Origin of the sequence: Bradyrhizobium arachidis (assembly GCF_015291705.1) — a bacterium.
Lineage (GTDB): Bacteria > Pseudomonadota > Alphaproteobacteria > Rhizobiales > Xanthobacteraceae > Bradyrhizobium > Bradyrhizobium arachidis.
On record NZ_CP030050.1, the window covers coordinates 875,707 to 894,493 of the forward strand.

22 protein-coding genes are annotated in these 18,787 nt (G+C 66.1%); 16 read left to right on the forward strand and 6 right to left on the reverse strand.

Annotated elements, in window-relative coordinates; genetic code table 11:
* Window positions 1-2 precede the first annotated feature (2 nt).
* On the forward strand, window positions 3-818 hold the full coding sequence (gene phnE / locus WN72_RS04115; protein WP_092218021.1) for a phosphonate ABC transporter, permease protein PhnE: 816 nt from the start codon (window positions 3-5) through the stop codon (window positions 816-818).
* A 129-nt stretch (window positions 819-947) separates the two neighbouring features.
* On the opposite strand, the gene phnF is transcribed toward phnE, so the two are convergent.
* Complete coding sequence (phnF, locus tag WN72_RS04120) at window positions 948-1,676, reverse strand: phosphonate metabolism transcriptional regulator PhnF (RefSeq protein ID WP_027561487.1); 729 nt, start codon at window positions 1,674-1,676, stop codon at window positions 948-950.
* 120 nt (window positions 1,677-1,796) lie between these two features.
* Between phnF and phnG the strand changes: the two genes are divergently transcribed.
* Genes phnG through WN72_RS04165 form a run of 9 tightly spaced genes read left to right on the forward strand, consistent with a single transcriptional unit; the run spans window position 1,797 to window position 8,779 of the window.
* Window positions 1,797-2,261 (forward strand): phosphonate C-P lyase system protein PhnG, encoded by a 465-nt coding sequence (gene phnG, locus WN72_RS04125; protein WP_092218022.1) that lies wholly within the window; start codon window positions 1,797-1,799, stop codon window positions 2,259-2,261.
* A 4-nt stretch (window positions 2,262-2,265) separates the two neighbouring features.
* The gene (gene phnH, locus WN72_RS04130; RefSeq protein ID WP_027561485.1) at window positions 2,266-2,874 is read left to right on the forward strand and encodes a phosphonate C-P lyase system protein PhnH; all 609 of its coding nucleotides are present in this window, start codon (window positions 2,266-2,268) and stop codon (window positions 2,872-2,874) included.
* A gap of 3 nt (window positions 2,875-2,877) precedes the next feature.
* Window positions 2,878-3,981: a carbon-phosphorus lyase complex subunit gene (locus WN72_RS04135; protein ID WP_092217960.1), complete on the forward strand. Its 1,104-nt coding sequence runs from the start codon at window positions 2,878-2,880 to the stop codon at window positions 3,979-3,981.
* Window positions 3,978-4,874, forward strand: a complete 897-nt coding sequence (locus WN72_RS04140) for an alpha-D-ribose 1-methylphosphonate 5-phosphate C-P-lyase PhnJ (protein ID WP_092217961.1) — start codon at window positions 3,978-3,980, stop codon at window positions 4,872-4,874. Before WN72_RS04135 ends, WN72_RS04140 begins: the two co-directional genes overlap by 4 nt.
* Window positions 4,867-5,664 carry a phosphonate C-P lyase system protein PhnK gene (phnK, locus tag WN72_RS04145; protein WP_027561482.1) on the forward strand — a complete coding sequence of 266 codons (798 nt, stop codon included), beginning with the start codon at window positions 4,867-4,869 and terminating at the stop codon, window positions 5,662-5,664. Before WN72_RS04140 ends, phnK begins: the two co-directional genes overlap by 8 nt.
* A gap of 22 nt (window positions 5,665-5,686) precedes the next feature.
* On the forward strand, window positions 5,687-6,385 hold the full coding sequence (gene phnL, locus WN72_RS04150) for a phosphonate C-P lyase system protein PhnL (RefSeq protein WP_092217962.1): 699 nt from the start codon (window positions 5,687-5,689) through the stop codon (window positions 6,383-6,385).
* A 5-nt stretch (window positions 6,386-6,390) separates the two neighbouring features.
* Window positions 6,391-7,548, forward strand: a complete 1,158-nt coding sequence (locus WN72_RS04155) for an alpha-D-ribose 1-methylphosphonate 5-triphosphate diphosphatase (protein WP_027561480.1) — start codon at window positions 6,391-6,393, stop codon at window positions 7,546-7,548.
* Window positions 7,545-8,141, forward strand: a complete 597-nt coding sequence (gene phnN, locus WN72_RS04160; protein WP_027561479.1) for a phosphonate metabolism protein/1,5-bisphosphokinase (PRPP-forming) PhnN — start codon at window positions 7,545-7,547, stop codon at window positions 8,139-8,141. Before WN72_RS04155 ends, phnN begins: the two co-directional genes overlap by 4 nt.
* A gap of 26 nt (window positions 8,142-8,167) precedes the next feature.
* The gene (locus WN72_RS04165; RefSeq protein ID WP_027561478.1) at window positions 8,168-8,779 is read left to right on the forward strand and encodes a pyridoxamine 5'-phosphate oxidase family protein; all 612 of its coding nucleotides are present in this window, start codon (window positions 8,168-8,170) and stop codon (window positions 8,777-8,779) included.
* Between the two features lie 339 nt (window positions 8,780-9,118).
* On the opposite strand, the gene WN72_RS04170 is transcribed toward WN72_RS04165, so the two are convergent.
* The gene (locus WN72_RS04170) at window positions 9,119-9,850 is read right to left on the reverse strand and encodes an SDR family NAD(P)-dependent oxidoreductase (protein ID WP_027561477.1); all 732 of its coding nucleotides are present in this window, start codon (window positions 9,848-9,850) and stop codon (window positions 9,119-9,121) included.
* 390 nt (window positions 9,851-10,240) lie between these two features.
* Here WN72_RS04170 and WN72_RS04175 point away from each other — a divergent pair, with 390 nt between their 5' ends.
* Window positions 10,241-10,462 carry a hypothetical protein gene (locus tag WN72_RS04175; protein ID WP_027561476.1) on the forward strand — a complete coding sequence of 74 codons (222 nt, stop codon included), beginning with the start codon at window positions 10,241-10,243 and terminating at the stop codon, window positions 10,460-10,462.
* A gap of 21 nt (window positions 10,463-10,483) precedes the next feature.
* Window positions 10,484-11,437 carry an aliphatic sulfonate ABC transporter substrate-binding protein gene (locus WN72_RS04180; RefSeq protein WP_027561475.1) on the forward strand — a complete coding sequence of 318 codons (954 nt, stop codon included), beginning with the start codon at window positions 10,484-10,486 and terminating at the stop codon, window positions 11,435-11,437.
* Between the two features lie 236 nt (window positions 11,438-11,673).
* On the opposite strand, the gene WN72_RS04185 is transcribed toward WN72_RS04180, so the two are convergent.
* From WN72_RS04185 to WN72_RS04200, 4 genes are all read right to left on the reverse strand, one after another.
* Window positions 11,674-12,177, reverse strand: a complete 504-nt coding sequence (locus tag WN72_RS04185; protein ID WP_027561473.1) for a DUF6496 domain-containing protein — start codon at window positions 12,175-12,177, stop codon at window positions 11,674-11,676.
* Window positions 12,178-12,241: 64 nt separating this feature from the next.
* The gene (locus WN72_RS04190) at window positions 12,242-13,027 is read right to left on the reverse strand and encodes an alpha/beta fold hydrolase (RefSeq protein WP_027561472.1); all 786 of its coding nucleotides are present in this window, start codon (window positions 13,025-13,027) and stop codon (window positions 12,242-12,244) included.
* A 4-nt stretch (window positions 13,028-13,031) separates the two neighbouring features.
* Complete coding sequence (locus WN72_RS04195) at window positions 13,032-14,327, reverse strand: O-acetylhomoserine aminocarboxypropyltransferase (RefSeq protein WP_027561471.1); 1,296 nt, start codon at window positions 14,325-14,327, stop codon at window positions 13,032-13,034.
* Between the two features lie 228 nt (window positions 14,328-14,555).
* On the reverse strand, window positions 14,556-15,347 hold the full coding sequence (locus WN72_RS04200) for an IclR family transcriptional regulator (protein WP_167381019.1): 792 nt from the start codon (window positions 15,345-15,347) through the stop codon (window positions 14,556-14,558).
* A gap of 128 nt (window positions 15,348-15,475) precedes the next feature.
* Between WN72_RS04200 and WN72_RS04205 the strand changes: the two genes are divergently transcribed.
* The 4 genes from WN72_RS04205 to hpaH are packed head-to-tail and all read left to right on the forward strand — an operon-like array spanning window position 15,476 to window position 18,784.
* Window positions 15,476-16,441, forward strand: coding sequence for a Bug family tripartite tricarboxylate transporter substrate binding protein (locus WN72_RS04205; protein WP_092217964.1), 966 nt, complete (start codon window positions 15,476-15,478; stop codon window positions 16,439-16,441).
* 4 nt (window positions 16,442-16,445) lie between these two features.
* On the forward strand, window positions 16,446-17,063 hold the full coding sequence (locus tag WN72_RS04210; protein WP_092217965.1) for a flavin reductase family protein: 618 nt from the start codon (window positions 16,446-16,448) through the stop codon (window positions 17,061-17,063).
* A 53-nt stretch (window positions 17,064-17,116) separates the two neighbouring features.
* Window positions 17,117-17,977 carry a fumarylacetoacetate hydrolase family protein gene (locus tag WN72_RS04215; RefSeq protein ID WP_092217966.1) on the forward strand — a complete coding sequence of 287 codons (861 nt, stop codon included), beginning with the start codon at window positions 17,117-17,119 and terminating at the stop codon, window positions 17,975-17,977.
* Window positions 17,978-17,980: 3 nt separating this feature from the next.
* Complete coding sequence (gene hpaH / locus WN72_RS04220) at window positions 17,981-18,784, forward strand: 2-oxo-hept-4-ene-1,7-dioate hydratase (RefSeq protein WP_092217967.1); 804 nt, start codon at window positions 17,981-17,983, stop codon at window positions 18,782-18,784.
* The last annotated feature ends 3 nt before the right edge of the window (window positions 18,785-18,787 follow it).

Sequence of the window (18,787 nt, forward strand, 5' to 3'; positions counted from 1 at the left end):
AGATGCGTGCGCGCTACCCCGACGTGTTCGACCGGCCGGCCTCGGCGCGGCTCGCGATGCCGGCGATGATCGTCGCGGCGTTCGCGATCCTGATTTACGGCCTCGTCGATCTCGATTTCTCGCCGTCGCGGTTCTTTGCTGGCCTCAGCCAGCTCGGCTGGATCAGCCTGATGATGATCCCGCCGGATCCGGGCTCCTCGCTGCCGATCTATTTGAAGGCGCTCGGGGAGACGCTCTCGATCGCGCTGCTCGGCACCACGCTTGCGGCAGTGTTCGCGCTGCCGGTCAGCCTGCTCGCCGCGCGCAACGTCATACCCTCGCAGATCCTGCGCTTTCCCGTGCGCCGGTTCCTGGATTCGATCCGCGGTGTCGATACGCTGATCTGGGCGCTGGTGTGGATCAACGTCGTCGGGCTCGGTCCGTTCGCCGGCGTGCTCGCCATCGCCGTGTCGGATTTCGGTGCGTTCGGAAAACTGTTCTCGGAAGCGATCGAGGGCGCCGACCAGAAGCAGGTCGAGGGCATCCGCGCCTCCGGCGGCAGCGCGCTGCACGAGATCCGTTTTGGTCTGTTGCCGCCGGTCCTGCCCGTGATCGCCGGCCAGGTGCTCTATTTCATCGAATCCAACACCCGCTCGGCCACCATCATCGGCATCGTCGGCGCCGGCGGCATCGGCCTCCAGCTCGCCGAGCAGATCCGCGTCCTGGAATGGCAAAAGGTATCGTTCCTGATCCTGATGATCCTGGTCGCCGTCGCCGCGATCGATTTCATCTCGGGCAAGCTTCGGTTTGCGATCATTGGGCGAAGGGCGGTCGCCTGAGCACAGGTGCCGTAGGGTGGGCAAAGCGAAGCGTGCCCACCACTTTTCGCGAATCTCGGAAAGATGGTGGGCACGGCGCGATCGCGCCTTTGCCCACCCTACGGGTCCGGTTTCGTGAAGAGAGACCCCCTACGACTCCACCAAGAACTCCACCCGCTCCGCCGCAAAGCGTGAGTGCTTGGTCACCAGCGGCTTACCGGCGAGATCGTGGTCGGTGGCGTCGACCACCAGGATCGGCCGGCCCAGCGGCAGATCCAGCCGCGCCGCATCGGTGGCATCGACGATGCCGGCGGTGATCCGCGTCGCGCCGCGGCGATAGTCGCGCACGCCAAAATGCTCGAGCAGCTTCGTCATCGAGCGCGTTTCGGCGAACACCTCGCCGGCGCCGGGAAACAACTCCGCTGACAGCCAGGTGGTGGAGACGCAGATCGGCGTGCGGTCGGCGAGCCGGATCGCCTCGATCCGCACCAATGGCGCGCCGGTCTTCAATCCCAGCTCGCGCGCCAGCTCCCGCGTCGCGACGTCATCGGTCGCCTCGATCAGGCGGCCATGCGGCTCGCGGCCGTCAGCGCCGACGATCTCGGAGAAGCGCGTGCGCGAGCGCAAGGGATAAGCGAGCTTCTGCGCCTCGACATAGGTTCCGCTGCCGCGCTCGGCTCGCACCAGGCCACGCTCGGCAAGCGCCGCCAGCGCCCGCCGCACGGTGTGGCGGTTCACGCGATAGGTTTCGGCGATCTCGATCTCGCCCGGCAGTTTGTCGCCGGCCGCAAAGCGGCCGTCGGCAATGCCGCGTTCGATGCCATCGGCAACGAGGCGCCACAGCGCGACGCCCGAGGAGGCGGTGTCCTGCATACTCATGTCGCTGGAAAGCCTACTCCAGAAATCACACGTTTGTCACGAAACAGTCATGGCGCTTCCGTATCAAGTTGTCTATTATCATAGACAACTTGGATTCGGCAAGTTGTGTCGAAAAGCTCGGTGGATCAGGTGACCCAGCACAACAACCAGCAAGCCCAGCGCAAGGCCGCGATGGCCGTGCTGGCGCATGCGGAGGCGGGCGAGATCGCCGCCCGCCTCCGCGCTATCGCACTGCCCGATCATCAGGATCTGCGCGCGCCGGAGAACGGCCTCGTGATGCTGCGCGGTCGGGTCGGCGGCGACGGCGCGCCGTTCAATCTCGGCGAAGCCACGGTGTCGCGTGCTGCGGTGCGGCTTACGAGCGGCGAGGTCGGCTTCGGCTATACGCTCGGACGCGACGGCGAGAAGGCGCGGCTGATCGCGCTGTGCGATGCGCTGGTGCAGTCGCGGGATTTCGGCGCCGCCGTCGAGCGCGACGTAATCGCGCCGTTGCGCGAGCAGCTTATGGTCGAGCGCAAGCAGGTGGCGGCGGAGACCGCCGCGACGAAGGTTGATTTCTACACCATGGTGCGCGGTGAGGGGTGAGGTCATGACCACGATTGCGGAATTGCCGCCGGGGTTCGCCGACAAGGTGTTGTCGGCGCAATCGACCTTTCGCTCGGTGATGGATGCGATGGCGCGGCCGGGCTCGGTCCAGCGTATCGTGCCGATGGCGGGCGCGCCCGACATGATGATGCGCGGCACCGCCGCGATCGCGCTCACGCTGTTCGATCACGACACGCCGCTCTGGCTCGATGCGCGGATCTCGGAAAGTTCCGACGTGACGAAATGGCTGAAGTTCCACACCGGCGCGCCGGTGATCCAGGATTCCTCGATCGCGAGCTTCGCGCTGATCAGCGACGGTGTCCTGCTGCCGGCGCTGGAGCGCTTCGCGCTCGGCACCAATGAATATCCGGATCGTTCGACCACGGTGATCATCCAGGTCGAGAGTCTCGATGCCGGCCGCGGCTTCGAGCTGCGCGGCCCCGGCATCGACGGCGTCGCGACGCTCCAGGCCTCGATCAAGCCGGCCGATTTGTTCGAGCGTCTGAAGTTCAACGAGACGCTGTTTCCGCGCGGCATCGACGTGGTGCTGGTCGCCGATGATGCCGTGGTTGCGATCCCGCGCACGACGCGTGTCGCGAACAAGGGAAGCTGAAGCATGTATGTCGCAGTCAAAGGCGGCGAACGCGCCATCGAGAACGCCCATCGCCTGCTCGCCAATGCCAGGCGCGGCGATCAAAGCGTTCCGGAGGTCACCCTCGACCAGATCTCGGAGCAGCTCGGCCTCGCCGTCGACCGTGTCATGAGCGAGGGCTCGCTCTATGACCGCGAGCTCGCGGCGCTCGCGATCAAGCAGGCGCGCGGCGATCTGATCGAGGCGATCTTCCTGGTCCGCGCCTTCCGCGCCACCTTGCCGCGCTTCGGTACGAGCGAGCCGGTCGATACCGGCGCCATGCGCGTGCAGCGGCGGGTGTCCTCGACCTTCAAGGACATCCCCGGCGGCCAGATCTTAGGTCCGACCTTCGATTATACGCACCGCCTGCTCGATCCCACGCTCGCCGAAGGCTTCGTGCCGGAGGCGCCCGCGACGGCCGAAGCCTCGAGCGCGGCGACGCCGCGCGTGACCGACATTCTCGGCCGCGACGGGCTGATCGAATCCTCGCCGCAGGCCGAGGAGGGCGCCAGCGTGGGCGATCTCACCCGCGAGCCGCTCAACTTTCCGGCTGATCGCGATCTGCGCCTGCAAAACCTCGCGCGCGGCGATGAGGGCTTCCTGCTGGCGATGGGCTATTCGACGCAGCGCGGCTATGGCCGCAACCATCCCTTCGCCGGCGAGATCCGCTTCGGCGAGGTCGAGGTCGAATTCTTCGCGGAGGATGTCGGCTTCGCGGTGCCGCTCGGCTCGATCGAGCTCACCGAGTGTCAGATGGTCAACCAGTTCAAGGGCTCGGCGACGGAAGCGCCGTGCTTTACCCGCGGCTATGGCCTTGCCTTCGGCCAGAGCGAGCGCAAGACCATGTCGATGGCGCTGGTCGACCGCGCGCTGCGTGCCCGCGAGCTCGGCGAAGAGGCGGTGGCCCCCGCGCAAGATGAAGAATTCGTGATGTCGCATTCGGACAACGTCCAGGCGACCGGCTTCGTCGAGCATCTGAAGCTGCCGCATTACGTCGACTTCCAGTCCGAGCTCGGCCTGCTCCGCAAGCTGCGCAAGGAATTCGCTGATGCCAACGCGCCCGATGCCATGAAGGAGGCCGCGGAATGAACGCGCCCGCCTACAACTTCGCCTATCTCGACGAGCAGACCAAGCGGATGATCCGCCGCGCGATCCTCAAGGCGATCGCGATCCCCGGCTATCAGGTGCCGTTCGCCAGCCGCGAGATGCCGATGCCCTATGGCTGGGGCACCGGCGGCGTGCAGGTGACGGCCGCGATCCTCGGTCCCGCCGACGTGCTCAAGGTGATCGACCAGGGCTCCGACGACACCACCAACGCGATCTCGATCCGAAAGTTCTTCGCCAAGACCGCGGGCGTCGCCACGACGACGGCGACCGACGAGGCGACGGTGATCCAGACCCGTCACCGCATCCCGGAGACGACGCTGCACGCGAACCAGGTGCTGGTCTACCAGGTGCCGATCCCGGAGCCCTTACGCTTCCTCGAGCCGCGCGAGACCGAGACGCGGCGCATGCATGCGCTTGCCGAATACGGCCTGATGCATGTGAAGCTCTATGAGGACATCGCCCGCTTCGGTCACATCGCGACCGCCTACGCCTATCCGGTGAAGGTCAACGCACGCTATGTGATGGACCCGTCGCCGACGCCGAAATTCGACAATCCCAAGATGGACAATTGCGCGGCGCTGCAATTATTCGGCGCCGGCCGCGAGAAGCGCATCTACGCGATCCCGCCTTACACGCAGGTGGTGTCGCTCGATTTCGAGGATCACCCGTTCGAGCCTTACCGCTTCAACGCGCCCTGCGCGCTGTGCGGCGCCGAAAATTCCTATCTCGACGAGATCGTCACCGACGACAAGGGCGGGCGCATGTTCGTCTGCTCCGACACCGACTATTGCGAGGGCCGCCAGGCCGCGGGCCATCACGGCAGCCTCAGCGCCGCGCCGTACAAGGAGAAGGCGCAGGGGAGTTCACATGGCTGATCTCGATACGCTCGAAAGCGACCAGCCGCTGCTGGTCGCGGAGACCCTCAGCAAGTCCTATGGCCGCATCGCCGCGTGCCGCGACGTCTCCTTCGCGCTCTATCCCGGCGAGGTGCTGGCGATCGTCGGCGAGTCCGGCTCGGGCAAGTCGACGCTGTTGCAGATGCTGTCGGGCCAGCTCGCGCCGACCGCGGGCCAGGTGTCGTATCGGATGCGCGACGGCGTCACCCGCGATCTCACGACGCTGGGCGAGGCCGAGCGGCGCTTCTTGTTCCGCACCGATTGGGGCTATGTGCACCAGGATCCCGCGCAGGGCCTGCGCATGGCGGTCTCGGCCGGCGCCAATGTCGGTGAGCGGCTGATGGCGGTGGGCTGGAATCACTATGGCCGCATCCGCGACACTGCCTCCGACTGGCTCACCCGCGTCGAGATCGACACAGCGCGCATCGACGATGCGCCGCGTACCTATTCCGGCGGCATGCGCCAGCGCCTCCAGATCGCGCGCAATCTCGTCACCGAGCCACGGCTGGTGTTCATGGACGAGCCGACCGGTGGCCTCGATGTCTCCGTGCAGGCCCGCCTGCTCGACCTCCTGCGTAGCCTCGTCGCCGAGCTGCATCTTGCGGTCATCATCGTCACCCACGATCTTGCGGTCGCGCGCCTGTTGTCACACCGCGTGATGGTGATGAAGGGCGGCCGCGTCATCGAGACCGGCCTCACCGACCAGGTGCTCGACGATCCCCGCGAGCCCTATACCCAGCTCCTCGTCTCCTCGATTCTGCCGCCATGAGACTTCTAACAAGAGCCAGCCTATGACCGCCATGATCGATATCACCGACGCCGGCAAGACCTTTACGATGCACCTGCAAGGCGGCATCGAGCTGCCGGTCGTCAGCGGCGTGACCTTCCAGGTCAACCCCGGCGAATGCGTCGTGCTGTCGGGGCCATCGGGGGCGGGCAAGTCGTCGATCCTGAAGATGATCTTCGGCAACTACCGCTGCGATAGCGGCCGCATCGGCATCCGCCATCGCGGCGCCGTGGTCGATCTCGCCACCGCCGAGCCGCGCCAGGTTCTGAACATCCGCCGCTCCACCATCGGCTATGTCAGCCAGTTCCTGCGCGCCGTGCCGCGCGTTGCGACCATCGACGTCGTCGCCGAACCGCTGATCGTCAACGGCATGAGCCGGCCTGACGCGCAGGCCCGCGCCGGCGAGCTGCTGCATCGTCTCAACATTCCCGAGCGCCTCTGGCAGCTGCCGCCCGCGACCTTCTCCGGCGGCGAGCAGCAGCGCGTCAACATCGCGCGCGGCTTCATCTCGGACCTGCCGATCCTGCTGTTGGACGAGCCGACCGCCTCGCTAGATGCCGCCAACCGCGCCGTCGTGGTCGAGCTGGTCGCGGAGAAGAAGCGCCAGGGCGTCGCCATGGTCGCCATTGTCCACGACGACGAAATCCGTCATCTGATTGCCGACCGCATAGTCGACGTCACCAGCTTTGCCGCCGCGGCCTGAAGGGAATGGAAATGAAGCCGAAGGAAACTGTGGTCGCCAACGCCAGGATCGTGCTGGCTGACCGGGTGATCGAGCAGGGCTGGCTCGCTCTCGCCGACGGACGCATCGCCGAGATTGGCGATGGGACTGCACCCGCGGGCGCGGAAGATGCCGGCGGCGACCTCATCATGCCCGGCCTGATCGAGCTCCACACCGACCATCTCGAAGCGCATTACGTGCCGCGCCCAAAAGTGTTCTGGAATCCGGTTGCCGCCGTGATCTCCTATGACGGCCAGCTCGCGACGTCAGGCATCACCACGGTTTTCGACTCGCTCCGGGTCTGGCGCGAGGACGGCGCCGAGGAGGTCGATGGCCGTGCCGGTGTGCTCGCCGCCGCGATCACGACTGCGCGCGAGGCCAGCCTGCTCCGCGCCGACCACTTCCTGCACCTACGCTGCGAGATCCCGATGCCGAGCGTGGTCGAGGAGGCCAAGGAGCTGATCGACCGTCCCGACGTCAAGCTGATGTCGCTGATGGACCACACGCCCGGCCAGCGCCAGTTCCGTGACGAGGTCAAGCTGCGCGACTATTACCGCGGCAAGGGCGGCGGCAAGACCGATGCCGAGCTCGACGAGCTGTTCGCAAAGCGTTTCGAATATCAGAGGCTCTATGCCGCGGCCAACATGCGCGAGATCGTGGCGCTGGCGCACGAGCACAACATTCCGCTCGCAAGCCACGACGACACCACCGAGGAGAACGTCGCCGACGCCGTGCGCGATCGCGTGTCGGTGGCGGAATTCCCGACCACGCTGGAGGCCGCGCGCGGCCTGCACCAGGCCGGCATCGACATTTTGATGGGCGCGCCGAACGTGGTGCGCGGCGGCTCGCACTCCGGCAACATCGCCGCGGTCGATCTCGCCCGCGAAGGCCTGCTCGACATCCTCTCGTCCGACTACATTCCGTCGAGCCTGTTGATGGCCGCGCTGCAATTGCCCGAGCATGTGCCGGCGATCAGCCTGCCGGCCGCGGTTCGCACCGTGACCAAGGCGCCGGCCGAGGCGGTCGGCCTCACCGACCGCGGCGAGATCGCGACCGGCAAGCGCGCGGACCTGATCCGCGTGCATGTCGCCGGCCACGTTCCCGTCGTCCGCAGCGTCTGGCGCGAAGGACACCGGGTCGCATGAGCGAGACGATGGCCATGGCGCAGGATGAGGCGGGCGCGATCGGCCCCGGGCGGCTCGTGCTCGTGGTCGGTCCCAGCGGCGCCGGCAAGGATACCTTGCTGCGGCTCGCACAGGCGGCCTGCATCGAGGATCACGACATCGTCTTCCCGCGCCGCGTCGTGACGCGCGAATCCTCCGCGGCCGAAGACAACATCGCGATGAGTTTTGACGACTTCCGCCGCGCGCTCGATCACGGCGATTTTGCCGTGCACTGGGAGGCGCACGGGCATTCCTACGCGCTGCCGCTCGAAATCAACGACGACATCCGCGCCGGCCGCGCCGTCGTCGTCAACGTCTCGCGCACGGTGATCGGCGCGCTGCGCAAGGCCTATGCAAACGTCGTCGTGGTCGCGATCACGGCACCGCCGGACGTGCTGGCGCAGCGGCTTGCCGCGCGGGCGCGGGTGAGTGACGGCAATATCGCGGACCGCCTCGCGCGCAGCGTCGACGATGCGGCTACGCTGGCCGATGTCACCATCCTCAATGCCGGCAGCGCGGACTACCATAGCCGCCAGCTCGTGCGCATCATCAGGAACGAATGCTGGCACGAGTAACCGCCGGCAAAACAGGAGAGAGTGGAATGTCGGTGATCGAAACGGTCGAACAGCTTGAAGCCATCTACGGCGTCACCAACGACGCCTCGACCGTGAAAGTCGCCGACCACGTCACCCCGCTCTACCGCATCTTTATCGAGAAGGCGCCGTTCGCGGCGCTCGCGACCATCGGCCCCGAGGGCATCGATTGCTCGCCGCGCGGCGATCTCCCCGGCTTCGTCCGCATCCACGATCCGAAGACGCTGATGCTGCCGGACCGCCGCGGCAACAACCGGGTCGATTCCTTGCGCAACATCGTGCGCGATCCGCGCGTGTCGCTGATGTTCCTGATTCCCGGCTCCGGCAACGCGATCCGCGCCAATGGCCGCGCCCATCTCTCGGTCGATTCCGAGCTGCTCGATTCGTTCAAGGTCGACGGCAAGGCGCCGCGCAGCGTCATGGTGATGGCGGTCGACGAGATCTACTTCCAGTGTGCCCGCGCCATCGTCCGCTCCGACCTCTGGAATCCCGACAAGCGCATCGACCCCAGGACGTTGCCGACGCCGGGCCAGATCCTCGCTGAGATGAGCGAGAACAAGGTCGGCGGCGAGGAGTACGACCGCATCTGGCCGGCGCGCGCTGCCGCCACGATGTGGTGATCTCGCTCTCTCTTCTCCCTCGCCCCGCTCTTGCGGGGAGAGGGCGGGGTGAGGGGCCTCTCTCCACACGTGAGATCGTCGTGGGACCTGTACCCCCTCACCCGGATTGCATCTTCGATGCAATCCGACCTCTCCCCGCAAGCGGGGCGAGGTGAAGAGAGAGATTCGTAGGGTGGGCAAAGGCGCATTTGCGCCGTGCCCACGAATTCTCACCAATCACACGCAAATGGTGGGCATGCTTCCGCCTTCGCTCTTCGAGCTACGGCGGACAAGTCGCTTTGCCCACCCTACGATATTCCCCGAGTTGGAAGAGGGCGTGCGTCACGGGTGCTAGGCGCTCTAGTTAAACGCCATCCCGCCGCTCAGCGCGATGGTCTGCCCGGTCATGTAGGCATTCTCCACCAGCAGCATCACGGCTTTCGCCACCTCGTCCGCCGTGCCGAAACGGCCGAGCGGGATGCGGCTGACGAGTTGCGGTTGCCCGCTCATCATGTCGGTCTCGATCAGCGACGGCGCCACCGCGTTGACGGTGATGCCTTCCTTGACCAGCCGCGCGGCATAACCCCGCGTCAGGCCCTCCATGCCGGCCTTGGATGCATTGTAGTGCGGGCCGATCGAGCCGGCGCCGCGCGCCGCGCCCGAGGAGATGTTGACGATGCGGCCCCATTTGCGCGCGCGCATCGACGGCAGCACCGCCTGCGTGCACAGGAACACCGATTTCAGATTGACCAGGATGGTACGGTCGAAATCGTCCTCGGTGAGGTCGTCGACGCCGCGCGTGATGGCGATGCCGGCATTGTTCACGAGGATGTCGATGGGTCCGAGCCCGCCGCTGACGCGCTCGATCATGTCGGCCACGGCCTCGCGCTGCGAGACGTCGGCGGCAACGACGATGGCACGGCCGCCCTGCCTGCTGATCTCGCCGGCCAGCTGCTCGGCCTGTCCAATCTGCTCGCGGCAATTGATCGCCACGGCAGCGCCTGCGTCGGCAAGCGCACGACAGACGGCCGCGCCGATCCCGCGCGAGCCGCCGGTCACGAGCGCGGTGCGCCCTTTCAGATCATTCGCCATAGCCGTATCTCCCGATTTTCTCTTGTGTCCAACGGAAGCGTAGCATGCCCGCCGCTCCCGCGCGTTGAACTCATCGCGAGATGAATCCGGCTGCCGGTGCTTGCCGCGGGAGAAGCGCTCCAGCGCGCTCTCGACAAATATGGATAGCCATTTCATTGACCAATCGCACCAACCGCTCGATATTCGAAGCGTCGAAACTGCTCCTTGAGCCCTTAAGCCGTACCGTGAGAATCGATCACCAGCGCAATCCGAACGACATGCACGCTTGCATGACGCGGCGCTGTTTCTCGGCGGCAACCGGCGCCTGTTGTTGCTCCTGACCGCCGTCTAGCAGCTCCCACACCGCAAATCCCAAGACAGGAACGCCGAGACTTCGGCGAACGAGCAGCCATGTTCCAGATCCAGCCGAACGCCTACATCATCGAGATCCACGACCGTGCCGCCGGCATCATCACCCGCGATGAACGCGGCTTCCGCTTCTTCTCCTCCGAGCGCCTGTTCGACAGTCTCGAGGGCCGGCAGTTCCGCTCCGCGCGAGATGCGGAGCGCGCTGCCCGCGCCGTGTTCTCCGAGCGGAGCCGCCGCGCCAATTCCCAACTGTTCGCCACCTGATCTCATCGAAAGGACCACGATATGATTACCAGGCGCCACATCCTCGCAACGACTCTCCTGCTCGCCACCGTCCTGGCCGCCCCCGCGCACGCCGAGGACAAGCCGGCGGAAATCCGCATCGGCACGCAGAAGGGCGGCTTCTTCCCCGCGGTGCGCCAACGCCAGACGCTCGAAAATGCCTTCAAGCCGCTCGGCATCGAGATCAAATGGATCGACTTCCAGTTCGGCCCGCCGCTGCTGGAGGCCATCAATGTCGGCAGCGTCGACTTCGGCTTTGTCGGCGATACGCCGCCGATCTTCGCGCAGGCCGGCGGCGCCAAGATTCGTTACGTTGCCGCGGTGAGGTCCGAAGGCGACAACCAGGCCATCATCGTGCCGAAGGACTCGTCCATCAAGACGCTTGCCGATCTCAAGGGCAAGCGCGTCGCCTTCGGCAAGGGATCGAGCGCGCATAACCTCCTGGTCGCGTCACTCGAAAAGGCCGGCCTGTCCTGGTCCGACATCATCCCGGCGCCGCTCGCGCCGGCGGATGCGACGGCGGCCTTCGTGAAGGGCTCGGTCGACGCCTGGTCGATCTGGGATCCGTATCTGGCGCTCGCCGAATTGAAGGAGGGCGCGCGCGTTCTCGTTTTCGACAAGGACGTGCACAAGCCGAACGCGTTCTACATTGCCAACACGGATTTCGTCGAAAAATATCCGTCGCTGGTCGCCAGGCTCAACACGACCTTCGCCGCGGAAGGCGTGTGGGCGGAGGCGCACCACGAGGAAGTCGCGAAGGCGCAGTCGGAGGCGACCGGCGTCGACATCGAAGCTGTCCGTCGTTTTGTCAATCGCTCGACCTATAGCGTGGTGCCGCTCGACGCCGAGGTCATCAAGATCCAGCAGGCCGTCGCCGACCGCTTTGCAAAGCTCGGCCTGATCCCGAAACCGGTCAATGTCTCCGACATCGTCTGGAAATGGACGCCGGGTTCGTGAGCGGTGCTGTTGCAGACGGGCTCTCGGCGACTTTCCGTGCGCGCGCCTCGTCCTTCGAGACGGCGCTGACGCGCCTCCTCAGGATGAGGCTAAGCAGCAGCGGTGCTGCCGAGAATGCGGTCGCGAACTCCGACCTCATCCTGAGGAGCCCGCCAAAGCGGGCGTCTCGAAGGATGCGGCGCGGGGGAACTGTTTCTCACATGCGGCCGCGCCGGCTCCGGAATCAGCGAGGCTGATCAACCTTTGCGGCGCGCCCTGGTGCGTGCCGCCTTCTTTGCCGCAGCGGAGCGGACCTTCGCTCCCTTGGTATGACTGGCCTTCCGCGCGGCGGCCGAACGTGACGCTGCGGTGCGCTGGCTGGCGGCGCGTTTGCCCTGCTTCGACAGCGCGCTCCGGGACGCGGTCGAGCGCGGCTCCTTCTTCATGACGCCCTCGACAGCGCGCGACACTTTTGGCCGGCGCTTCGGCGTTCGTTTGCCCTGACCGACCTCATAGGCGTATTTGGCGCTGCGGCGGGTCGATTTCTTGGTGCGGCCCTTGCGCGGCGGCGGCAGGTCGACGCCGGCGCGGCGCGCCTCCGACAGGCCAATGGCAATGGCCTGTTTCGTCGAGCGCGCGCCGTGCTTGCCCTTCCTGATCTTGTCGATCTCGTCCTTGACGAACTCGCCGGCCTGCGTGCTCGCCGATTTGCCGGCACGCTTGTCCTGCTTCGCTTTGCGAATGACTTCCCGTCTTGGCATGGGTCAGAATCCCGTCTCAGTCACAGGGGTATCTGACCGCAACGCACGACGCGGAAGATTGATCCTATCGGGCCCTCAAGGCCGCCAGCAGTTCGTCAGGCCGCTCGGCCATGATCATGTGGCCCGCGCCCGGCACCACGACGGTCTTCGCATGCGGGATCGCGGCCGCGAGCGCCTTGCCCGCCTTCGCCGGTGTCATCATGTCCCGCTCGCCGAGGATCAGCGTCGTCGGTACCTTGACGCTCGCGGCGGCGGCAAGCGCGTTCGCATAAGCATTGCACGCCGACAAATCCCTGAACAGCACGCCCGGCTCGCAATGCTTCAACACCGCCTGCGCGCCGCCATGCATCCACAGACCCGGCGCGAGGCTGCCCCCGAGCTCGGCCTTGAAGCCGAGTCCCCAGATCGAGACCATGTCGTTGGCATCCTGCGAATTGGCTTCGGCAGCCTTGAGCAGATCCGGGCCGACCGTCATGGTCGCAGCCGTGCCGATCAGGCTCAGCGCGGAGACCTTGTCGGGGTGCCGTGCCGCCGTCTCCAGCGAGATCAGCGAGCCCATGGAATGTCCGATCAGATGCGCCTTCGCAGCACCCGTTGCATCGAGCAGCGCAGCCGTCCAGTCGGCCATCTCCGCAATGCTTGAAAGCGAGGGACCGGGCGAGCGGCCGTGGCCGGGCAGGTCTGGCGCCAGCACGCCATAACCGTGATGGGCGAACCAGCGTGTGTGCAGCGCCCAGCTCGAACGGTCGAAGCCGGCACCATGGAGGAAGACGACCGTAGGCAGCGACTTGTCGAAATCGCGGCCGCCGGTCGCAACAAAGACCTCGGCGCCGTTGACGGAGAGCTTCATGGTGTCAGACCTTTTGCGAGATGCGCAGCGCCTGCGCGAGATCGTCGATGATGTCGCTTGCCGTCTCGATGCCGACCGAGAGCCGCACCAGCTCTTCGCCGATGCCGGCCGCCCTGAGCTGTTCGGCGTCCATCTGTTGATGCGTGGTCGAAGCGGGGTGGATCACCAGCGTCTTGGCGTCGCCGACATTGGCAAGGTGGCTGATCATGCGCAACGACTCGATGAACTTGCGCCCCGCGGGCCGGCCGCCCTTGATGCCGAAGGAGACGATCGAGCCGGCGCCGCGCGGCAGCAGTGTCTTTGCGAGCTGGTAGTCCGTGTGATCCTCCAGCGAGGGATGCAGCACCCAGTCGACAGCCTTGTTCGACTTCAGCGCCTCCAGCACGAGATGCGTGTTCTGCATGTGCCGATCCATGCGCACGCCGAGCGTCTCGACGCCCTGCAAGAGCTGGAACGCGTTGGTCGGCGACAGGCAGGCGCCGAAATCGCGCAGCCCTTCGGTGCGGGCACGCATGATGAAGGCCGCCGTGCCGAACTGTTCGTCGAAGACGATGCCGTGATAGCCGCCATAGGGCTCGGTCAGCACGCCGAACTTGCCCGATGCGCGCCAGTCGAAGCGGCCGCCGTCTACGATCGCGCCGCCGATCGCGATGCCGTGGCCTCCGATCCATTTTGTCGCCGAATGCATGACGATGTCGGCGCCCAGCTCGATCGGGCGGCTGAGATAGGGCGTGGCAAAGGTGTTGTCGATCAGCAGCGGGATCTTTGCCTCATGCGCGATCGCCGCGACCTTGGGAATGTCGAGCACCTCGAGGCCGGGGTTGCCGATGGTCTCGCCGATCACAAGCTTCGTGTTCGGCTTGATCGCCGCGCGGAACGCATCGAGATCGCGCGGCTTCACGAACGTGGTCGTGATGCCGAAGCGCGGCAGCGTGTGCGCCAGAAGGTTGATGGTGCCGCCATAGAGCGAGCTCGACGCCACGATGTGGTCGCCGGCATTGAGCAGCGTCGCGACGGCCAGATGCAGTGCGGCCATGCCGCTCGCAGTGCAGATCGCGCCGACCCCGCCTTCGAGCGCCGCAAGCCGCTCCTCCAGCACGCCTGTGGTCGGGTTGGAGATGCGCGTATAGATGTGGCCGGCGCGCTCCAGGTTGAACAGCGCGGCGGCGTGGTCGGAATCCTGGAACACGTAGGACGTGGTCTGGTAGATCGGCACCGCGCGGGCGCCGGTCGCGGGGTCCGGATGCTGGCCCGCATGCAGGCTCAGGGTCTCGAAGGCAGGCGGTTTCGGCGCGGGCATGCGTGGCCTCGTTGGTCAGTCGGCGAGGCGGCTCTTGTGCCATAAAACGGAGCGGCACGTCAGCCCATTGACAGCGGTGATGCGCCCCTCGCCCCGCTTGCGGGGAGAGGGTTGGGGTGAGGGGGAGCCTCCCCGGGGAAGGTGAGAGTTCGATTCGCGGAGACTCCCCCTCACCCGGAATTTGCTACGCAAATTCCGGTCTCTCCCCGCACGCGGGGAGAGACGAAGCTACCCGCCGATCGCCTGCTCGATGATCCGCGCCTCCCGCAGCAGGATCTCCGCGACCTCCTGCTCACGCCTTGGCCCGAGCCTCGTCCGAACGGCGGAGACCGTCATCGCTGCCGCCGGCTGGCCATCCGGCGTCTTGATCCAGGTCGAGATCGATTTCGTGCCCTGCACGAGACCGATCTCTCTCATGTAGTAGCCGCGCTTGCGCGCCGCGGTGACCTCGCTCAGCACGGTCGCGACGTCGGTGTGATAGGCCTCGAACCGCTTCTCGTTGGCTGCGACGATTTTTCGCGCGTCCTGCGCCGGCATCGCGGCGAGGATCGCGACGCCGGCGCTGGAGACGCCGAGCGGCCGGCGCGCGCCGATCTCGATCGACAGCACCTGGATCGGATAGACCCCGATCCTGCGATCGACGCACAGCGTGTCGTTGCCGGTCCGCACCGTCAGGAACAGCGTGTCGCCGATCTCGGCGGAGGCGCGCCGCAGGGATGGATTGGCGGCCACCAGCAGCCGCGACGGCCGCGGACGCGCGAGCGCCAATTCCGGCACCTGGTTGCCGATCGCGTAGCGGCCGCTCTTCTCGTTGCGCTCGACGATGCCTTCCTCGATCAGCACATGGACGATGCGATGCACGGTCGGACGGGTGAGGCCAGTCGCCCGCACGACTTCTGTCAGCGGCACGCCGTCTTCGCGGCCTGCGGCAAGAATGCGCAGCACTGCGAGCGCGCGCCGGATCGTTTGCGCGCCTTGCCGTGGTTCCATGGCGCTGAGGGCGGATTTTGCTCTGTCCATAATATGGACAGGAACGCCACAATTCACTCGACAGGTAAAGCGCGCATCTGGAGATTGCGCTCCGATCGGGATGCCTTGCCACGGCAGGGCAACCGACCTGAAATTGGAAGCGCCGCCGGGAGGTTAACATGAGATTAATCTGGATTGCCATAGCTGCCGCAGCCGCGATGCTGGCGGGGCCCGCATCAGCCGAGCAATGGCCGGCGCGCAACGTCAAGCTGATCGTGCCCTATCCAGCCGGCGGCAATGTCGATAGCGCGGCGCGCATCATCGCCGACAAGCTCCAGGAAAAGCTCGGCCAGCCCTTCATCATCGAGAACAAGGCCGGCGCCGGCGGCATGATCGCGGGCGAAGCCTTCGCGAAGTCGGCACCCGACGGTTACACGCTGTTCGTCGGCGCCAACGGCCCGGTGCTGTTCGCGACCGAGATCAACAAGCGCGAGGCCTATAACTGGAAGAAGGACTTCCTCCCCATCTCGACCATCTCGATGACGCCGCTGGTGCTCGAAGTGCATCCGTCGGTGCAGGCGACGACGTTCAAAGAGTTCATCGATCTTGCCAAGCGCGAGCCCGGCAAGCTGACCATGGCCTCGCCCGGCCCCGGCACCACCAACCACCTGCTCAGCGAGCTGATGCAGTCGAACCTCGACCTGCAATGGGTCACCGCGCACTACCGCGGCAACGCGCCGGCGATCAACGACCTCCTGGGCGGCCAGGTGCAGTTCGCATTCGACCAGCTCACGGTCAGCCTCCAGCACATCAAGGCCGGCCTGTTCCGCGCACTCGCGGTCACCAGCCCGCATCGCCTGAAGTCGCTGCCTGAGGTGCCGACCTTCGCCGAGCTCGGCTACAAGGATTTTGACGGCCAGACCTTTACCGGCCTGTTCGCGCCGGCCGGCACACCGGCGCCGATCGTGGACAAGCTGCACGAGACGCTGGTTGCGATCCTGAAAGACCCCGGCGTGGTCGACAAGTTCGAGAAGCTCGGCGGCGAAGCAACGGCGATGACTCCCGCGGAGTTCAGGGCCTATCTCGAGCGCGAGGACGCCAAGTGGATTCCGGTCGTGCGCAAGGCCAACATCAAGGCTGACTGATCGCATGCGGATCGATCCCACCGAACTCGGCGCGGAGCGCATCTACCGCCTGATGACCGGCATCGTGGTGCCGCGCCCGATCGCGTGGGTGACGAGCCTCTCGAGCAAGGGCGTGCTCAACCTCGCCCCGTTCAGCGCCTTCACCTTCGTCTCGCAGAAGCCGCCGATGCTGGCCATCAGCGTCGGCCGCAAGGGCGCCGACTACAAGGACACCGCGCACAACATCCTCGACACCGAGGAATATGTGATCCACATCGCCGATACCCCGCTGATGTCTGCGGTGCACGACAGCTCCGTCGAGCACCCGCCTGAAATCAGCGAGGTCGAGCATCTCGGGCTGGAGACGGTGGCGTGCGAACGCATCAAGGTGCCGCGGCTTGCAGCGGCGCCCGTCGCGATGGAATGCCGCTTCCGCCAATGCCTCGAATTCGGCGACGCCAAGAGCCGCCTCATCGTCGGCGAGGTCGTGATGTTCCATTTGCGCGACGGCCTCGTCAACGACGGCAAGGTCGAGACCAAGGCGCTCGATCCGATCGCGCGCATCGGCGGGCCGCGCTACGCCCGCCTCGGCGAGATCGTGACGCTGAACACCGTGTTCCAGACGCCCAAATCGAAAGACTGAGCGCGCGGCCAAGCGCGGCGGCCTGCGGCTGAAAATCATTGGAGGAAACGACAATGCGACTCGTAAGCTATCTCCTGGACGGAGAGCCGCGCTATGGCGCGGCCGTTGAAGGCGGCGTGGTCGATCTGACCAAGCGCATCGGCCGCGACTTTTCCGACGTGAAGGCGCTGATCGCCGCGAACGCGCTGGCCGACGCGCAAGAGGCCGCGGCCGGACAGAAGCCGGATCACGCGCTGGAAGATCTCGTCCTGCTGCCGCCGGTGCTGGCGCCGGAAAAGCTCTGGTGCATCGGCGTCAACTACGCCGAGCGCAACGCCGAATATAAAGACAATTCCGACCTGCCCAAATATCCGAGCCTGTTCGTGCGCAGCATGTCGTCGATGACCGGCTCCGGCCAGCCGCTGGAGAAGCCTGAGGTCTCGGATCAACTCGACTACGAAGGCGAGCTCGTCATCGTGATCGGGCAGGGCGGCCGTCACATCCCGCGCGAGAAGGCGTGGGCGCACATCTTCGGCATGACGCTGTGCAACGAGGGCACGATCCGCGACTGGCTGCGCCACGGCAAGTTCAACGTCACGCAGGGCAAGAATTTCGATCGCTCCGGCAGCATCGGGCCGTGGATCGTCACCGCGGACGAGCTCGATCCGCGCGGGCCGCACGACATCATCACCCGCGTCAACGGCGAGGTGCGGCAGCAGGACACGACCGAGCGGCTGATGTTCCCGTTCGACTTCCTGATTTCCTATCTCTCCACCTTCGCTACCCTAAAGCCCGGCGACATGATCGTGACGGGCACGCCGACGGGCGCCGGCGCGCGGTTCGACCCGCCGCGCTGGCTCAAGGTCGGCGATGTCGTCGAGGTCGAATCGACGCACCTCGGCGTGCTGCGCAACACCGTCGCCGCGGAGAGTTAAATCATGCTGGATGCCGCGACGATCGAACGCCTAGCCGCGCGCCTCGACGAGGCTGAGCGCACCAAGGCGCTGATCCCGATGTTCTCGAAAGAGTATCCCGACTTCAGCATCGAGGACGCCTACGCCATCCAGCGCGCCTGGACAAAACTCCAGCTCGGCCGCGGCCGCGTCATCAGGGGACACAAGATCGGCCTGACCTCGAAGGCGATGCAGAATGCGGTCGGCATCAACGAGCCCGATTACGGCGTGCTGTTCGCCGACATGTTCTATGCCGATGCGACGCCGATCCCGTTCGACCGCTTCCATGCGCCGCGCATCGAGGTCGAGCTCGCCTTCGTGCTGAAGGCGCCGCTGCGCGGACCCGACTGCACCATCTTCGACGTGCTCAACGCCACCGATTACGTCACGCCGGCGCTGGAGATCCTGGAGACGCGCATGCATCGCGTCGACCCTGAAACGGGCAAGACGCGCAAGGTGATGGACACGATCTCGGACAATGCAGCCAATGCCGCGCTGGTGCTCGGCGGCCGGCCGATCCGTCCGATGGATGCGGACCTGCGCTGGATCGGCGCGCTGCTGTTCCGCAACGGCGAGGTCGAGGAGACCGGCCTTGCCGCCGGTGTGCTCAACCATCCCGCCAATGGCATCGCCTGGCTCGCCAATCGCCTCGCGCCGCATGACGAGCATCTCGCGGCCGGCGAGGTGGTGCTGGCAGGATCGTTCACGCGGCCCGTCGACATCCGCCGCGGCGACACGTTCCACGCGGACTACGGCGCGTTCGGCTCGGTGTCGTGCCAGTTCGTCTGAACC

Bases quoted from the DNA above. Each gene is read 5' to 3' on its own strand.
- WN72_RS04135 (WP_092217960.1), top strand. From the start codon at position 2,878: ATGTATGTCGCAGTCAAAGGCGGCGAACGCGCCATCGAGAACGCCCAT.
- phnK (WP_027561482.1), top strand. From the start codon at position 4,867: ATGGCTGATCTCGATACGCTCGAAAGCGACCAGCCGCTGCTGGTCGCG.
- WN72_RS04195 (WP_027561471.1), bottom strand. From the start codon at position 14,327: ATGCCCGCGCCGAAACCGCCTGCCTTCGAGACCCTGAGCCTGCATGCG.
- WN72_RS04155 (WP_027561480.1), top strand. From the start codon at position 6,391: ATGGAAATGAAGCCGAAGGAAACTGTGGTCGCCAACGCCAGGATCGTG.
- WN72_RS04185 (WP_027561473.1), bottom strand. From the start codon at position 12,177: ATGCCAAGACGGGAAGTCATTCGCAAAGCGAAGCAGGACAAGCGTGCC.
- WN72_RS04165 (WP_027561478.1), top strand. From the start codon at position 8,168: ATGTCGGTGATCGAAACGGTCGAACAGCTTGAAGCCATCTACGGCGTC.
- WN72_RS04210 (WP_092217965.1), top strand. From the start codon at position 16,446: ATGCGGATCGATCCCACCGAACTCGGCGCGGAGCGCATCTACCGCCTG.
- hpaH (WP_092217967.1), top strand. From the start codon at position 17,981: ATGCTGGATGCCGCGACGATCGAACGCCTAGCCGCGCGCCTCGACGAG.
- WN72_RS04140 (WP_092217961.1), top strand. From the start codon at position 3,978: ATGAACGCGCCCGCCTACAACTTCGCCTATCTCGACGAGCAGACCAAG.
- WN72_RS04175 (WP_027561476.1), top strand. From the start codon at position 10,241: ATGTTCCAGATCCAGCCGAACGCCTACATCATCGAGATCCACGACCGT.
- WN72_RS04215 (WP_092217966.1), top strand. From the start codon at position 17,117: ATGCGACTCGTAAGCTATCTCCTGGACGGAGAGCCGCGCTATGGCGCG.
- WN72_RS04180 (WP_027561475.1), top strand. From the start codon at position 10,484: ATGATTACCAGGCGCCACATCCTCGCAACGACTCTCCTGCTCGCCACC.
- WN72_RS04205 (WP_092217964.1), top strand. From the start codon at position 15,476: ATGAGATTAATCTGGATTGCCATAGCTGCCGCAGCCGCGATGCTGGCG.
- phnE (WP_092218021.1), top strand. From the start codon at position 3: ATGCGTGCGCGCTACCCCGACGTGTTCGACCGGCCGGCCTCGGCGCGG.
- WN72_RS04170 (WP_027561477.1), bottom strand. From the start codon at position 9,850: ATGGCGAATGATCTGAAAGGGCGCACCGCGCTCGTGACCGGCGGCTCG.
- WN72_RS04190 (WP_027561472.1), bottom strand. From the start codon at position 13,027: ATGAAGCTCTCCGTCAACGGCGCCGAGGTCTTTGTTGCGACCGGCGGC.
- phnF (WP_027561487.1), bottom strand. From the start codon at position 1,676: ATGAGTATGCAGGACACCGCCTCCTCGGGCGTCGCGCTGTGGCGCCTC.
- WN72_RS04200 (WP_167381019.1), bottom strand. From the start codon at position 15,347: ATGGACAGAGCAAAATCCGCCCTCAGCGCCATGGAACCACGGCAAGGC.
- phnN (WP_027561479.1), top strand. From the start codon at position 7,545: ATGAGCGAGACGATGGCCATGGCGCAGGATGAGGCGGGCGCGATCGGC.
- phnL (WP_092217962.1), top strand. From the start codon at position 5,687: ATGACCGCCATGATCGATATCACCGACGCCGGCAAGACCTTTACGATG.
- phnH (WP_027561485.1), top strand. From the start codon at position 2,266: ATGACCACGATTGCGGAATTGCCGCCGGGGTTCGCCGACAAGGTGTTG.